This window comes from Streptomyces ovatisporus, assembly GCF_042653885.1.
GTDB lineage: Bacteria > Actinomycetota > Actinomycetes > Streptomycetales > Streptomycetaceae > Streptomyces > Streptomyces ovatisporus.
Window position 1 is genome coordinate 575,226 of sequence record NZ_JBHSFH010000006.1, and the last position, 15,002, is coordinate 590,227.

Here is a 15,002-nt window from a genome sequence, read left to right on the forward strand (position 1 = left end):
CTGCTCCTCCCGCCCGGCGGAGGAGAGCGCGACTGGAGGAAGACTCACGATGCGTGAACAACGACTGGTCACGGTGTTCGTGGAGTTGGCGGACACCCTCGTCGACGACTTCGACGTCATCGATCTCCTGCACACCCTGGCCCACCGCTGTGTGGAACTGCTGGACGTACAGGCCGCCGGACTCATGCTCGGCGACCAGCACGGCCGGCTGCGGCCGGCCGCGGCCTCCTCGGAACACGCCCCTCTGCTGGACATGTTCGAGTCACAGAGCGAGGCCGGGCCCAGCGTGGAGTGTTTCCGCACAGGGCAACCGGTGATCAACGCCGATCTCGACGATCCGCGCTGGCCGCGTCTCAGGGAAGCGGCGGGCGAAGCCGGGTTCGCCTCCCTCCACGCACTCCCGCTGCGTCTGCGGGGCGAGATCATCGGCACCCTGAACCTCGTCCACAGCGAGTCCCGCACGCTGAGCGACGCGGACATGCACGTGGGTCAGGCCCTGGCGGACATCTCCACGCTCAGCGTCCTGTCCCAGCGCAGTCTCCGGGAGGGGGAGATCCTTGCGGGCCAGTTGCACAACGCCCTGACAAGCAGGGTCACGATCGAGCAGGCCAAGGGGGTCCTGTCCGCGCGGCTGCGGATGCCGATCGATGTAGCGTTCACGGTGATGCGGGATCACGCACGGGCCCATGACGAGCGGCTGTCCGTCGTCGCGCGCCGGATCACGGAGGGCGACGAAGCGCTGTTCTCCGCGCTGGCGGGCGACAGTCGATGACAGCAGTCGGCCACGACTGCACCGCGCCGCCGCCCGGTACGCGCTGAGCCGTCGGGTGGACGGTGAGCTCATGCCGGGGGCCCGCGAACCGCTCAGGAGACGCGCGGTCCGGGCCGGCAGGAGGGCGACGGCAATCCGGACCGGGGCCGTCAGGACTTCTGTGCCAGCGATCTCGCCTCCGCCGAGGAGATGGCCTTCCCGAAGGCCTGTACGTCGTCGACGGTCCCGTCGAGGCCCTGGAAGAACTTGTTGTCCGACAGCCCGCGGCCCACGATGAACCTCTCCGACGACGCGAAGTCGCTCTCGCGCGCGACGGTTTGGGCGAGACGGCCGTCGACGTACAGGCGGACCTCGTCGGCGGCGTCGTCGTAGACACCCGTCAGGTGGGTCGGTTCGCCGGCCCTCACCCCGGACTCCGAGGCGGCCTCGTCCGCCTCCGCCTCCGCGTCCTCCGCGTCCCGCTCCGGGATCCGCATCTCCCAATGGGACTCGTCCGCGTCGTACCGGAGCATGAAGGCGCTGGCCTCCGACGAGTCCTGGCTCACCACAGTCTGCGAGACGTCCGTGCGGTTCAGCTTGACCTGAGCCGATACGGAGAAGCTGCTGCTCGTGTCGACCAGGGGACCCTGCGACGCCACGAACTGGCTCCCGTCGAGCGGCAGTACCCCGTTCACGGGTCTTGGACGGGACGCGCCGAAGAGCGAGCCGTCCTTGCCGTTGCCCGAACTGTCGGGCGTCACGCTCGGGCCGTCGGCCTTGTTGAACAGCCACTGCACCGCGGCGTTGCCGACGGACGGGGGCGAAGGCCGGGTCTTGCTGGGCTCGGGCGAGGGCGCCTGGGTCTTGGAGGGCTTCGGAGGGGGCTGCGAGGTGGACTTCGCCGTGGCCGTCGCACGGGAAGGGCTGGGAGTCTTGACCGGAGCCGGCTCTTCCTTGGCCGACAGTGACGGCCCCTTGCTCTGCGGATTCCCCGTGGTGGAGCCCCCGACGAAGCCGAAGGCGAAGGCCGCCCCGACGGTGCAGACGCCGGCGAGCGCGGTGCACCGAACGACCAGGTCGGCGCGTCGCCTGCCGTTCGTGCGCGCGCTGCCGGTGGCCCCCGCCGCAAGGGCCGCATGCCGCCCCTTGCCGGTCGCCTGGCCTGCGAACCCCTGGCTTCCGGCCCCCGGGTACGCGGGCATCGGACCCTCGGACGTCCAGCCGCCGGCCGGCAGAGCACCGGTCGCCGCGGTGCCCGTCATGTCCGCCCCGGGCATGAGGCTCACGCGGGTGACGTCCTCGTTCACACCACGGGCGGCGTGCTTCGGACCGCCCCACGGCAGCAGCGCTTGCGCGAGCAGCGCGCCGCAGTCGTATCGCACACTCCCGAGGTCGGCGACGGCCCCGGAGCAGCGAGCGCATCGCTCCAGGTGCGGCGCGACCTCGGTGGCGATGTTGGCGGACCTCGTATCCGCGTAGGCCAGCACCAGCCGGTGGTAGCGAAGGCATTCGTCGTGCATGCCGTCCCGGAGGACCTGGACGTACGAGCTGTAGAACTCTTCCAGCGCACGGCGGAGGAGCAGGGACACCTCACCGGGGCCCGTACCCGTCAGCCGCCCGGTCAGCGCGCTGTCGTCGCCCTCGACCGTCTGGTGCCACAGGATCGTCTGGCTGTGGTACGGAAGACCGGCGAAGGCGCGGGCGGCGAGGGAGAAGGGGCTTCCGGCTGCGGCACTGTCCCCCGGCATCATCGCGCCGGTTGCGTCGGCCCAGGCGGCCAGTTGCGGGTTCAACGCGACGCGGTGGTTCCCTCGCGCCCACCCGGAAGCTGTCCGCAGGACCCAGGAGAGCGCACAGGGACGTACGGCACCGCCCGCGCCGCCGTCCACCTGCTGGCGCAGCGCCGCCTGCCACGCCCGGTAGGCCAGTTCACCGGCGGCGTGCGGGTGGACGGCACTGACGGCCGCGAAGGCCCGTACGGCGGGGAAGTGACGCTGCTCGAGCTCATGGAGCGCGGAGACGGAGGTCTCTCCTCGTGCCCGTACGAGGCGGAGAAGCTCAGCGTCCGAGAGGTTCACGCAATCCATCCGTTTCCCCCTGTCGGCTCCCGGCGGTTCACGGCGTCTGCGTCGCGAGGCAAGAGGGTCACGGGGCGGCTCGGTCACGAGACGAATGCTTCGCGTGCGGGTTCGACGCCGGGGATCCGCGTCGATGTCATGGGCGGTCGCCGCCAAGTCCAGCGCAAACGAGCCGCGAGCGCCATAGTCGGCGCAGCCTTGGGCCAAAGGTCTTTCCGCCGGTGAGTGGGTTGGTGGCGAGTGGTGTCGGTTCGTCCCGTCGGCGTCCGTCCACGAGGCAGTCCGATCACACGCACCGTCGCCTCCGGACAGCGCCGGGGGCGAATCCGACGTAGCCGTACACCCTGTGGCAGATCGAGTCGTTCTGCCTCTCGTGGTCGGGACGCCGGTTGCTCACCCCCAGCCGGCCACGCCCCGCCCGAAGGCCGCGTCACCGCCCGGCGCGAGTGCGTTGTGGGCGTGATCGCCGAGAGCAAAGCGGGCGAAATGGCGTGTTGCGGCACGAACGCGATGCTTCTTGTCAATAGCTTCTGATCGTGCCTCCCGCGATCCCTCTGATCGCGATCCAACCCCCCTCAGAAGTGGAGATGTGATGCGCAAGCTTCGCGAAGCTGTCGTAGTGGCCGCCATGGTCGGCAGCGTCAGCATGCTCGGTGCCGGTGTTGCGACCGCCCAGGAGCTCCCGACGGTCAACTGCGAGCAGGACGCCAGCAGCACCGACTTCAACCTGAACGTCGAGGGCACCGTCACCACGGCGGGCAGCGACGGCGGCGACGCCGACGCCAGCGCCACCCAGCAGATCTGCGGCATCGGCAACGAAGAGAACACCAACACCGCCGGCACCGCCGTCGGGGGCCTCGGAACCGGTGTGCTCGCGGCGGCACCCGTAATCTAAATCGCCAGACCGGCGTCACCGCCGAATTCAGGGACCGGGCCCGCTGGCCCGGTCCCTGAGTCGTGCCGTCAGCCGACGGCCCCTCCCCGCCCCCGGATGCCTCGGCCCCGAACGGTCAAGCCGTCTCGAAAGGCACGGCCAGCGACTCGGGGGACAGCGGCTGCTCCGGGGACAGCGGCTGCTCGGTCCAGATCGTCTTGTTGCCGTCCCTGCTGTACCGGCTGCCCCAGCGGGTGGTCATCTGCGCGACGAGCCACAGACCCCGTCCGCCTTCGTCGGTCTCCCGCGCCCTGCGGAGGCGCGGCGCGGTGCTGCTCGGGTCGGTGACCTCGACGATGAGGGCGTGCGGGGAGCGGATGAGGCGCAGTCCGACGGGACCGCCCGCATAGCGGATGGCGTTCGTGACCAGTTCGCTGACGACGAGTTCGGCGGTGAAGGCGATCTCCTCCAGGCCCCACGCGGCGAGTTGTCTCGTCGTCGAGGACCGCGCCCGGCCGACCGACGCGGCCTCGGCCGGCATCGTCCAGCTCATGGTGTGCCACGGAGAGATGGTGCGGGTGCGGGCGAGCAGGAGTGCCACGTCGTCGTTCCGGTGGCGCCCGTCGAGGAGGTCGTGCAGGAGCACCGGCCCGATCTCCTGCAGCGGTTCGTTGTTGCGGCAGCGTTCCTGCAGAGCGTCCCGGAGCCGGTGCATGCCTTGTTCCAGGTCGCCGTCGCCGCTGACGAGGCCGTCGGTGTAGAGGGCGAGGACGCTGCCCGGTTCCAGGTGCACGACGTGGCTTTCGAAGGGCATACCGCCCACGCCGAGGGGCGGGCCGGGTGGAAGGTCGAGGATGCGGGCGTCGCCGTCGGGGGTGACGAGGACGGGAGGCGGGTGGCCTGCGCTGGCCATGGTGCACTGCCGGTCGATGGGATCCCAGACGGCGATCAGACAGGTGGCCCCGCCCGTGTCCCCCTGATCCGGGGCGGCCTCGGCGGCCAGGTCGTGGACGAGGTCGTCGACATGGTGCAGAAGGTCGTCGGGATCGAGTTCGAGGGCTGCGAGCGTCTGGATGGCTGTGCGCAGACGTCCCATGGCTGCGGCGGCGTACAGGCCGTGACCCGTGACGTCCCCCACCACGAGGGCAGTCCTCACGCCGGGAAGGGGGATGGCGTCGAACCAGTCGCCGCCGACCCTGTTTCCCCCGCCTGCCGGACGGTAGCTGCCGGCTGTCTCGGCCGCCATGGTGCTGGTGGCCGGCCGCGGGAGGAGCCGCTGCTGGAGGGCGCCCGCCGAACGGTGCTCCCGGGTGTAGCGGCGCGCGTTGTCGAGCGAGATCGATGCGCGGGAGCAGATCTCCGTGAGGAGCACCCGCTCGTCCTCGGTGATGGGATCGGCCTGGTCGGTACGCCAGACCGCGACGAGACCGAGACCGATGCCCCGGGCCTTGATGGGGGCGATGGCGAGCGAGTGGCCGCCGGGCGGGACGAACAACCGCTGCTGCGCCTCGCCGACGGCGTTGATGCCGCCCCGGCGGTCGGTGACGACGGCTTCTCCGCCCTGGACGGTGCGCAGGTTCTCGTCGTCGGCGAGCGGGGGGCACGGGGTGCCGGGCGTGAGAAGTCCCTCCGGCCAGGGCCCGTTGGAGGCCCCTGCGACGCGGACGAGGTGCTGGCGGTCCCATCCGCGGGCCTTGGGCGGGTCGTCGCCGGCCAGGACGGATTCCGCGAGTTCCACCGTGGCGAGATCCCCGAGTCCCGGAACGAGGATGTCCGCGAGATCCTGTGCGACCTGGCGGACGTCCAGGGTGGCACTGATCCGGGCAGCGGACTCCCGCAGCAGGTCGAGATGCTTGCGCATACGTGCCTGCTCGGTGGTGTCACGCCAGAAGGACAGCACGCCGCTCCGGTCGCCGTGCACATCCGCCAGGGGCAGGACGCTCTGGGAGACGGTGCGGCGCCGGCCGTCGGTACGCAGTGCCGCCTCCCTGTCGAAGACCGGACGGCCGGTCGCGGTCGCCTCGCGCAGCACGGCACGGAAGACCTCGGCGTCCGGTCCGTACAGCACTCCGCCGAGGTCGGGCGCCCCGGGAGGAACGTTGGTGCTCAGGACGTTCAGGTCCAGATCATGGACGGCCATCCCCCGCTGCTCGGGCTGCGCGGCGAGGGCGCGGCGGATCGCGACGCCCTGCTCGCACTGGTCGGCGGTCTCGGCGGGCGTGGCGAGCACGATCCAGCCGGTCTCGCCGTCGCCCTCGCCGTCGCCGTCGCCGTCGAGCGGAGTGACGCGGAGAGCCACCTCGCGTTCCGTGCCGTCCCTGTGACGCAGCCGTGTGAAGCCCTCCACGGGCAGCGCGCCGCGGGGCTCCGGAGCGGTCACGAGGTCGGTGAAGGGCTTCCCCGTCACCTCTGGGGCGGTGTGCCCCAGCAGGTCATTGGCTTCCTGTGACCAGCCCGTCACTGTCCCCGCACCGTCGAGTACGACGGTTGCTGTGTAGGGGAGACAGAATCCCAGTCCTCTTCCAGGTCGGTGAGAGGTGGTTGCCATGGCTTTCTCCGATCCACGCATCCATTGTCCCTCGGGTCGCGCCCGAGCCGGTCTCACCACCGGACGGCCGGACAGCGCAGCGCACGCGCGGGATCGTCGGTGAAGGCCCCGTAGCGCGTGGTCACGGCCGGCTGGGGGCGTCGAGCAGGTCGAGACGGCGGGCGGGTCGGGGCGTCGAGCGGGTCGAGACGGCGGGCGCCGGAGCCGTGTGTGACCGCCTCAGGCTGACCGCACGCGGGGACCGCGCCGGGGACGAGGGCGGGCGGCGGCGAGGGACTCTGGCGAGCGATCAGTACGCGGCGACCGGCCGCCGGATCTCCGTCCAGAGACCACGGGAGCTCAGCGGTCCCTCGCCGTGCACGTCCGGGAGCGGCTGACAGGAGCCGGTGTCCGGCACGCCACAGCGCGGACTCAGGGGGGCTGGCATGCTGTTCCCCTGCCGGTGGTGCCGTCCCGCCGGAACAGGCAGTCCGGTCACCGCCCCCACGACGTCCCTCCGGAATGGTGCGAATGAGGATCCCCCGGCAACTCGGACCCCTGGAGCGGCAGTTCGCGACTCCGGAACGTGTCTGGTACGCGGCCTTCGGCTCCAACATGCATCTTTCGCGACTCGGCTTCTACCTGACCGGCGGCAGACCGCCCGGAGCGCGGCGCACCTGCCCGGGGTGCCGCGACTCCCGGCAACCCGAGCGGACAGTGCCGGTCATGCTGCCGGGCGAGCTCTACTTCGCCCTGGAATCGCCGACATGGACCGGCGGCCTCGCCTTCTACGACCCCGACGGCGCCGGTGAGACCGCGGCGCGGGCGTATCTCCTCACCGCCGGGCAGTTCTCCGACATCGCCGCTCAGGAGATGCACAGGGAACCGGGCCATGACCTGGACCTGAGCAGGGTGCTCGCCACGGGAAGAGCCGAGATGGGGACGGGCAGGTACGAGACGTTGATCTGCCCGGGACTGCTCGAGGGACACCCCGTTCTGACCTTCACGGCTCCCTGGGGACGCGACGACGTCTCCTGGAACCCTCCGGCCGCCGCCTATCTGTGGCAGCTCGCCTCGGGACTGGCGGAGGCGCACGCGTGGCCCGCCGAGCGCATCGCCGCGTACCTCACGTCACGCCCCGGAGCGGCCGGCTGCTGGACCGCTGAAGCCGTGGCCGAACTGCTGACGACGTCCGAGGTGAACGCGGACCCGGCCCGCGACGCCGGCTAGGGTGCGCCGTTTGGATCTTCGTGGGTCGGCGAGCGGCGTCCGGTGCGTCCAGATGCCAGGCGGAGGATCGCCCTCGTACTGGGCGTACTCGGGCGACTCCGACAACGCAGCAGATGGGCGGGCCGGGCGTCGCGAGCCCGCGAAGATCCAAACGACGTGCCCTAACCGCCGAAGATCCCCCCGAGCAGACCGCCCAGCAGCCCGCCCGAGTCGTCGTGCTCCCCACCGCCGTCCGAGCCGCCGTTTCCCTCGGAGCCGCCGGAGCTCGACGACGTACCGTCCTCGCCCCCGTCCGCACCGCCGGACGATCCCGCGGACCCTCCGCCCGCAGTGCCGGGCTCGGACGACCCGCCACCGTGTGAGGTTCCGCCTGACGCCTCTCCCGGCGGGGAGGAGTCCTCGTCCCGGGCGGGGGGCTGCGAGCCGGTGTGCTTCCCGCCGTCCTCGACGGCGCCGCCCTCCGGCCTGTCGCCGTCCGCAGGCTCCGACGACGTACCTGTTGCGGGCGGTTTGCCGGGCGGGGACACGTCGGCCCCCTCCATCGGCCCGGGCGGGGCAATGTCCCGGTCGGTCGACGCCGGCACCGGCTCACCGTCATGAGGCATCTGGCCCGAGTTCATGGCGCCGACCGTGAAGACGACGGTCCCCAGCGTCGCTGCCGCACCGAGGCCGAGCGCGACCCGCTTGCCCCGACGTCCCGTACGGGGAGGATCGTGCGGGTGGCCGGGGCCCGGAGCCGGCTCACCTGGCGCGGCCTCTTCGGTGTGCAGGGACGCGGCTTCCCCGGCGTGCTCCGGCGGAGTTTCCTCTGTGTGTCCGGACGGGGCTTCTTCCGGATCTTCGGATGCAGGATCGTCGGTGTGCTCGGACGCCGCTTCCCCGGGGTGCGGTGAGGGGGCTTCCTCGACGTCCTCGGAGGAGGCTTCCCCGGCGTCCTGGGAGGGAGCGTCGTTCTCACGCGGCCGGTAGGCGTCGAATATCGCGTCGACCTCTTCCACGGCAGTGAGCGCGCACGGGCATCTCGAAGAGTCGTCCACCTGGATGCGTGCCCCGCACCTGGAGCACTTCTGTGCTGCCACGGGCGGTCCTCCTCAATGGAAACGGGTGCCGCGTCCTGCCGGAAGGCCCGGAGGCCGGCCGGACCGCCGCATCCGTTCGTCCCTGTCGTCGCGACGTCTCTTAGCGGTGCCGTTCCGTGCGTCGGCGCCGGCGCACGGGTGTTCCACAGAAGGTAACTGGTTCTCGGCCGTATGTACGAAGATTCTGTGTTGAGGTGTGCACTCCGCCCGTCCCTCTGTCCCGGCCACGGCCACGGTTGATCACGGTCGGATGCGATCTTGCCGCGGCGAGCAGCACGGAAGTGGATGAGGGCCCCGGAGTCACGGGGACACGGCCGGACCGGCCGGCGTCAGCTCTGCTCCTGCGCACCGGCGCGCCGTGGACGCCTCTGCTTCGGTACGGTCACCTGCCCGGCCGGCGGTCCTCCCGGCGGACCGGAGCTTCCCCTGGGCACCAGATGCCTTGACACACTGCTCAACTTCTCGACTGTCTCTTCCAGTTCGCGTGCCGGCCGGGAGTTCCCGACCACGCCCGCACCGGCGCGCAGCCAGGTCTCGCCCCCACGGGAGAACAGGCTGCGCAGCACCAGAGCGGCATCCATCGAACCGTCCTGACCCACCGTCATCACTGTTCCGGCGTAGGGACCGCGCGGCTGCGACTCGTACCCGCGGATCGCCTCGTACGAGGGCCGCTTGGGGACGCCGGACGCGGTGACGGCGGGGAAGACGGCCGCGAACGCGTCCCAGGGGCTGCCTCCCTCCGGGAGCTGCCCGGCGACCCTGGAAGCCAAGTGCTGGACGGTACCCCGGCACTTGACCGTCATGTACTCCTCCACCACCACCGTCTCGGGCTTGCACGGCCCGCCCAGCTCGTCCACGGCGACCTTCACGGAAATGGCGTGCTCGTGCAGTTCCTTGGGGTCCGCCAGCAGTTCTTCCCGCAGCTGTGCGTCCGTTGCGGGGTCGCCGGTCAGTGCACGAGTACCGGCGAGCGGCTGGCTGGTCACGCGGCCGCCGGCCGAGATCTCCACGACGGTCTCCGGACTGAAACCGAGGGCCCGCATGCCGGCCATCGACATGAGGAACGACCGGGCAGGCGTGTTCGCGCGACGGCCCGCCATGTACGTGGCGGCGAAGTCGATCTCGCCTTCCACCGGCACCACCCGTGAGAGGACGACCTTCTGGAACCGGCCGTCGCGGATGTCCCGGACACCGGCCTCGACACCCTCGCAATACGCCGGGCCGCCCGACTCCAGCCGCGCATGCGCCGTCCGCGCGGGTATGCGCGGTTCAGGGTCCATCCGGGACATGACCGCCTCGACGGAGGCCAGGGCGTCGCTGCTCATGCTCCGTAACACTGCGCGGGAGCCGTTCAGCGTCACCTCGGTCTCCGGGACGGTGAGGTGGAGGAGAACCTGCTCTCCGGCCTCGGCGCCCGCGATGGCGTAGGCGAGTTCGAAGGCGGACCACCCGTACGCCCGCCAGTCCTCGATGTCCAGGCCGTCCAGGAACTCGCGTACCGGCTCCAGGGGGTCTCCGCGCCATGGACGTTCCCTCGTCGTGCCGTTCTCCGTGCACCGGACGGTGCGGGGACCGAGCACGATCTCGGCTGCCGCACCGCCGGCGTACGACCAGCCGTCGGGCCCCTCGTAGACGACGTATGTGTCGAAGAGGCCGGAGGTGGCGAGCCCGGTGGCGACGGCGAGTGGTTCACCGGAGGTCTCCACCACTGCGGTGCGGTAGTGACTCTTCATGGCATTCCCTTCAGGCCCTGACGGCGCGGTGGTGAGGCCGTGCTCCGGGGCATCGGCGTGGACTTCCGCCAGGCGTCGACGGACGATTCCCACCACGCGGACCGGCGGGGATTTCGCGTCAGCTCGGAGAATCCGGGCGGAATTCCGTAGCGGTACGCAGGACCGGCCGGCTGCGTCGGCTGCCATGGCCGGGAAACTGCGCCGGAGGATTGAACTCCGCCTTCGGCCGCGGTCCGCTCGGAAACCGGCAAGGAACATAACCGGCTGCCGAGCGCGGCTGTTTCCGGAGTTAAAGGTTCCGAACTGGGAGAACCGGATAACCGTCTGGAGTGGTGCGCAGGTGCGTGCTCGAATGACATTGACACCTCGGCCTGATGGACGATGCCATGACTGCGGCTGCGATGACGCCCGTGCAGACCGGCGATTACCCTACCCGCCGCCGAGTCGCCCATCAACGGGCCGGATTTGGGTGCTTCCCGCCCGCGGCGGTCAAGCTTCTCGCTTCCCGGGAACTCGTGCCGGAGCTCCGCCGAACCGGCCCAACGCCGTTCGTCCCGGCACGAGTTGGTGGAACCCCTCGGATCACTTCGGATCACTTCGGATACGGCTCGGATACGGCCGTCCCTTTTCCCGGAACCGGGGCAGCGATTTCCCACCATGAGAGATTCGAGAAAACCTTGAGCAACGCTTGAGTCAGGGAAATCCGTGACGGGCACTCCGGGTGGCACCGGTTCACCTTCGTCGGCCTGATCCGCCGGACGCTCCGGGAGTGATGCAGTACGGGCAACGGGTCCGGCGGCAGAGACTGCGCGGTTGCGATGCCGCGGAAGTCCCCGGCAGGCGACTGCGGTGACCACGGGACGCACCCGGGGCCACCGCAGCCCTCACGAGATACCGCTCGGCCCGGTCAGTCCACGACGACCTCGGCCCGTTCACGGTCCCGCGTCTCCGCGAGACCTCCGGCGAAGTTCTCCTCGACCTCGGCCTTCTCCGCGGCGTCGGGGTCGGGGTTCGTGCAGGACACCCCCGCGGTGGATCCCGACATCAGGCTGGAGCACGGACCCGGCTTGATGTCGGGCAGGCCGAGGATGTGCCCCAGCTCGTGGGAGGCGATGCGCGTGGTGTGGTACCCCTGCTGCACCGCCTCGCGGCCCATGTAGACGGTGCCGTTGCCGAGGCTGGTGGTGACGGCGCGCGGCCAGCCGTCGTCGGCGACGATGCGCACATTGGCCTGCTCGCCCGCCTCGGCGGCTTCGAGCCGGACACCGGTGACGCTCTCGTTCCACACCTGCACGCCGCCCGCCACCGCCTCGGCGAACTCGGCGGAACCGCTGGCATCGTAGGTGAGGACCACCGGCGCGGCGGTGTCGTGGGGTGCTTCTGCCGGGGCGGCGACTGCCTGGCCGCTCAGCAGAGCGACAGCCGTGAGCGGCCCGACGAGGGCCGTCCGGACAAGATTACGGACCAACACATCAGCCTCCTGGTGGGGGACAGAGCTCCAGTGTTGGCGTGTTCATGCCCCAAAGCGCCCGGCGGAACCTCCGAACCCGGTCTCCGGCGAATTCTCGGCGGTTTGCCACAACGAGGCGTCGCGCGGGTACGCCTCGTTGCGGGCCCAGGTTCGCTCCGCCCCGGCCGTGAACGCGCGCGTCCCCTGGACATGACGGGGCGTCAGAGCCGCTTTGGGGCGGCCTGGCTCGGTTCGTCGCACACCGTTCCGGCCCGGCGCCGCCCCTCTTCGGCCTTGAAGGAACCCGGCGCGACGGACCGCTGCGCGGGAACCGTAGGCTCGGAAACATGGTTGATCCGGAGAAGTCTGAACCCGACGCCCTGTACGCGGACGCGGACCAGGGGGTGCAGGAAGCCCGGCAGCGCGTTCGCATCGCGGCAGCCGGAACGGACAGCGCCCAACTCGAGACCGCACTCGACGAATTGGAAGCGGCGCTCGCCCACCGCGAGGCCGCCCGGCTCCGTCCACGGGACGACGACTGGGTCCTCACAGCCCTCGGAGCGGCGAACGCCGTCGACGCGCAGTTCCACGGCGACGCAGCGGCCCGCCCCGACAAGGACGACTCCGGCACAGCCACGGACTGAGGCGGACGCGACCCTTCGCGCGGCGAGCTGAACCCGTCCGCAACCCGGGTCGGCCGGACAGGACGACAAGCAGCCGGAGACTCCCTCACACGCTCGGAGCACCCTCAACTCCCCCGCCGGGCCCGGCAGTCGGCTCCCCGCCGACCGGACGCTCGCGCAGCTCGTGCGGAAGGCGTGCGGAAGGCGTGCGGAGGTGCCCTGCGTATGGCTGCGGCCGGGGACGGGGCGCGGCATACCCGGCCGGCGAGGCGAGGGCACGCGAGCCGTCAGAGCGCGAGTGTGTCGTACGGGCTTACGCCGTACACGTCGCGGTAGAAGGCCGCGAACCTGCCCGGTTCGGGGAACCCCCACCTCGCGGCGACGGCCGCGACCGTCGCCCTGTTGTTGGCGTCGGTGTCGGCGTCGGCGTCGGCGTCGGCGTCGGCCCCGAGCAGGTCGAAGTGCGCACGGTCCAGCCGGACACCGCGCATGCAGCCGAGCGGGCTGCGGGCGTGGTGACGGGCGAACGCGGTCCGCAGCGCATAAGGGCTCACCCGGGCCGCCCCGGCGATGTCGGTGACCGTGATGTCGGTGTGCGCGTGCTCCTCGATGAACGCGACCGCTCGGCGGACGGCGCCCGGCGTCGCGTCACTGCCGTCTCTCGAAGTGGGCTCCGGAGCACCTGTGTTGGGGAACGTGGCCAGCGCGCTCTCCGCGAGGCAGCGCGCCATTTCCCCGACGACGAGGGGTTCGCGCATCGCGTCGGGACGGGCGGCCAGGACGTCCCGCACATGTGCGACGGTGTCGCGCCACCGGTTCGCGAGCCCGGCCGAGGCGGGCCGCATGCCGGTGAAGCGGAGGGAGTCGGGCGACTGGCCCTCGGCGAGGAGTGCGTTGTGCCCGAGGACGGTCTGCCCGAGCACGATGGAGCCGAAGTCCAGCTGGTGCGTCAATGCGGTGAAGGGTCTGTCCGGAGGGGAGAGCGCGGCGATCTCGCCCGGCCCGGCACGTCCGCTGCCGCCGTCCCACCGGTGCTCGACCCAGCCGGTCCTCGGCTCGACGACCGCGAGGCACCCCAGCGGATCGACGTCGAAGCCGGTCTCCAGGGGCAGCGTCACATCGTCGACGCAGAACGAGCCGAAGTCGAAACGCGCGTGCCTCATGAGCCTGCTCTGCTCCGTGCCCTTCATCCGCAGGCTGGTGCCCAAGGCCGCGATCAGGAATTCGCGGGCGACGTCGAGATGGGAGGTCTCGAACACGCGCTGCTGCTGTGCTTGCGTCCCGGGGACGGCCCCGGCCGCGGTGGTGGTGTCCATGAGCTCTCGCACCGGGGCGATCAGGTGTGCAGGGTGTGGCCGGGTGGCCGCCCGTACACGTCGTGGTAGCGGGCAGCGAAGGCACCGGACTGGGGAAAACCCCAGCGGGTCGCGATGTGGGGGACCGTCGCCCCGGTCGTGGGGTCGGTCGACTGGAGGTCCCGGTGAGCGCGTTCCAGACGGACCCGACGCAGGTAGCCGAGCGGGGAGGTGCCGTGATGCCGGGTGAAGGCGGCCTCGAGCGCCTCGAGCGTCGTGGCTGCCGCTGCCGCGATGTCGTCCGGCGTGATCGGCTGGTCGGCGTGCGCGTCGATGAAGTCGACAGCTTGACGGACGGCTGCCGAGGAGGCCTGGCCGGGACCGGGCCGGTAGTCGGCGGTCATCGTCGTGTTCGGGAACGCCCTGACGGCTGCGGCGCCGAGCAGGCTGAGCGTCTGTGCCCGGACCAGCGGTGAGCAGAGGGGGCTGTCGGGCGTCTCCAGCTGGTGGCTGACGAACCCGACCGTGGACCGCCAGAACCTGTCCATCTCCGGGGAGACCGGCCTCGTACCGAGGAAGCGCACCTCGCTGTCGCCGTCGTGCTCGGCGACCGCCCTGTCCACGGCCTCCTCGGGCACGCAGAGGATCTCCGCGCGGAGGCGGTCCCAGCCGAGCCGGATGGGCACTTCGGCCGGGTAGAGCGCCGTGTCACCGATCCTCAGCCGGGTCTCCTGGCCGTCCGAGGCGATACTGAAGATCCCACCGGTGACGAAGACGAACATCAGCTTTCCGTGGACGGTGAAGTCGGCCCTCGTGTCCATCGTGTGGACGAGGTGGTCGAGACTCATGCCGCCCGCGTTCGTACGGCGGAAGCTGAAGGTGAAGCCCTCCGCGGAGCCGGGACTCTGCCGGCACTCGCCGTACATCTCCTTCGTCACGCATTCCGCCGTCGCCGGATCCGAGGTACCGAACTCGAAGTGCTCCACCCGGAGCCGCTGCTCGGGGTTGTCCGTCATCACTGCCTCCACCGGGTGGTGGATGGATCTCACAGTCCTTCTTCCGACCGTACTCCTCGCTCCCGCGATGACGGTCGCGCCCGGAGCACGGCCTCGGACCGGCTCGTTCCAGGCGCGCCGGGCCGACCGGGACCGGGTGGACCGCGCAGCGAGCAGGTACGGAAACCTGCTGGTGCGAGGGGGCTGAGGGGTGGTGCCATGTCAGGACGGCGGCATCGCGGGCGGCTCTTCAGGAGGGACTGCGGTCCCTGGCCCGGCGGCCTCGGATTCCTGCGACCGCCCCGGCCTAGTGACCTGAGTCGGAGTTTTGGCGTTGGTTGGGTGTGACTCGTCCTGGACCGAAGCT

At 70.9% G+C, this 15,002-nt stretch carries 11 protein-coding genes; 4 read left to right on the forward strand and 7 right to left on the reverse strand.

Annotated elements, in window-relative coordinates:
- Positions 1-49: 49 nt before the first annotated feature.
- Entirely contained in the window at positions 50-772 is a 723-nt protein-coding gene (locus ACFPA8_RS13795; RefSeq protein WP_386447585.1) for a GAF and ANTAR domain-containing protein, read from the forward strand.
- A 149-nt stretch (positions 773-921) separates the two neighbouring features.
- Here the strand turns inward: ACFPA8_RS13795 and ACFPA8_RS13800 are convergent, their stop codons facing one another.
- On the reverse strand, positions 922-2,829 hold the full coding sequence (locus ACFPA8_RS13800) for a LamG-like jellyroll fold domain-containing protein (RefSeq protein ID WP_386447588.1): 1,908 nt from the start codon (positions 2,827-2,829) through the stop codon (positions 922-924).
- 592 nt (positions 2,830-3,421) lie between these two features.
- Here ACFPA8_RS13800 and ACFPA8_RS13805 point away from each other — a divergent pair.
- Positions 3,422-3,724, forward strand: coding sequence for a hypothetical protein (locus ACFPA8_RS13805; RefSeq protein ID WP_386447591.1), 303 nt, complete (start codon positions 3,422-3,424; stop codon positions 3,722-3,724).
- Between the two features lie 115 nt (positions 3,725-3,839).
- Here the strand turns inward: ACFPA8_RS13805 and ACFPA8_RS13810 are convergent, their stop codons facing one another.
- Positions 3,840-6,251: an ATP-binding SpoIIE family protein phosphatase gene (locus ACFPA8_RS13810; RefSeq protein WP_386447594.1), complete on the reverse strand. Its 2,412-nt coding sequence runs from the start codon at positions 6,249-6,251 to the stop codon at positions 3,840-3,842.
- Between the two features lie 510 nt (positions 6,252-6,761).
- Here ACFPA8_RS13810 and ACFPA8_RS13815 point away from each other — a divergent pair.
- Positions 6,762-7,460, forward strand: a complete 699-nt coding sequence (locus tag ACFPA8_RS13815; RefSeq protein WP_386447597.1) for a histone deacetylase — start codon at positions 6,762-6,764, stop codon at positions 7,458-7,460.
- A 161-nt stretch (positions 7,461-7,621) separates the two neighbouring features.
- On the opposite strand, the gene ACFPA8_RS13820 is transcribed toward ACFPA8_RS13815, so the two are convergent.
- The 3 genes from ACFPA8_RS13820 to ACFPA8_RS13830 form a co-directional block, all read right to left on the reverse strand.
- Positions 7,622-8,539 carry a hypothetical protein gene (locus ACFPA8_RS13820; RefSeq protein WP_386447600.1) on the reverse strand — a complete coding sequence of 306 codons (918 nt, stop codon included), beginning with the start codon at positions 8,537-8,539 and terminating at the stop codon, positions 7,622-7,624.
- A gap of 329 nt (positions 8,540-8,868) precedes the next feature.
- A complete protein-coding gene (locus ACFPA8_RS13825; RefSeq protein WP_386447603.1) occupies positions 8,869-10,272 on the reverse strand; it encodes a salicylate synthase in 1,404 nt (467 codons plus the stop codon).
- A gap of 907 nt (positions 10,273-11,179) precedes the next feature.
- Positions 11,180-11,743 carry a snapalysin family zinc-dependent metalloprotease gene (locus tag ACFPA8_RS13830; RefSeq protein ID WP_386447606.1) on the reverse strand — a complete coding sequence of 188 codons (564 nt, stop codon included), beginning with the start codon at positions 11,741-11,743 and terminating at the stop codon, positions 11,180-11,182.
- A 326-nt stretch (positions 11,744-12,069) separates the two neighbouring features.
- Between ACFPA8_RS13830 and ACFPA8_RS13835 the strand changes: the two genes are divergently transcribed.
- Positions 12,070-12,366, forward strand: coding sequence for a hypothetical protein (locus ACFPA8_RS13835; RefSeq protein ID WP_386447609.1), 297 nt, complete (start codon positions 12,070-12,072; stop codon positions 12,364-12,366).
- Between the two features lie 266 nt (positions 12,367-12,632).
- Here the strand turns inward: ACFPA8_RS13835 and ACFPA8_RS13840 are convergent, their stop codons facing one another.
- Together ACFPA8_RS13840 and ACFPA8_RS13845 are read right to left on the reverse strand one after the other, a co-directional pair.
- A complete protein-coding gene (locus ACFPA8_RS13840; protein ID WP_386447612.1) occupies positions 12,633-13,661 on the reverse strand; it encodes a helix-turn-helix domain-containing protein in 1,029 nt (342 codons plus the stop codon).
- 20 nt (positions 13,662-13,681) lie between these two features.
- On the reverse strand, positions 13,682-14,689 hold the full coding sequence (locus tag ACFPA8_RS13845) for an AraC family transcriptional regulator (protein WP_386447615.1): 1,008 nt from the start codon (positions 14,687-14,689) through the stop codon (positions 13,682-13,684).
- Between the last annotated feature and the right edge of the window lie 313 nt (positions 14,690-15,002).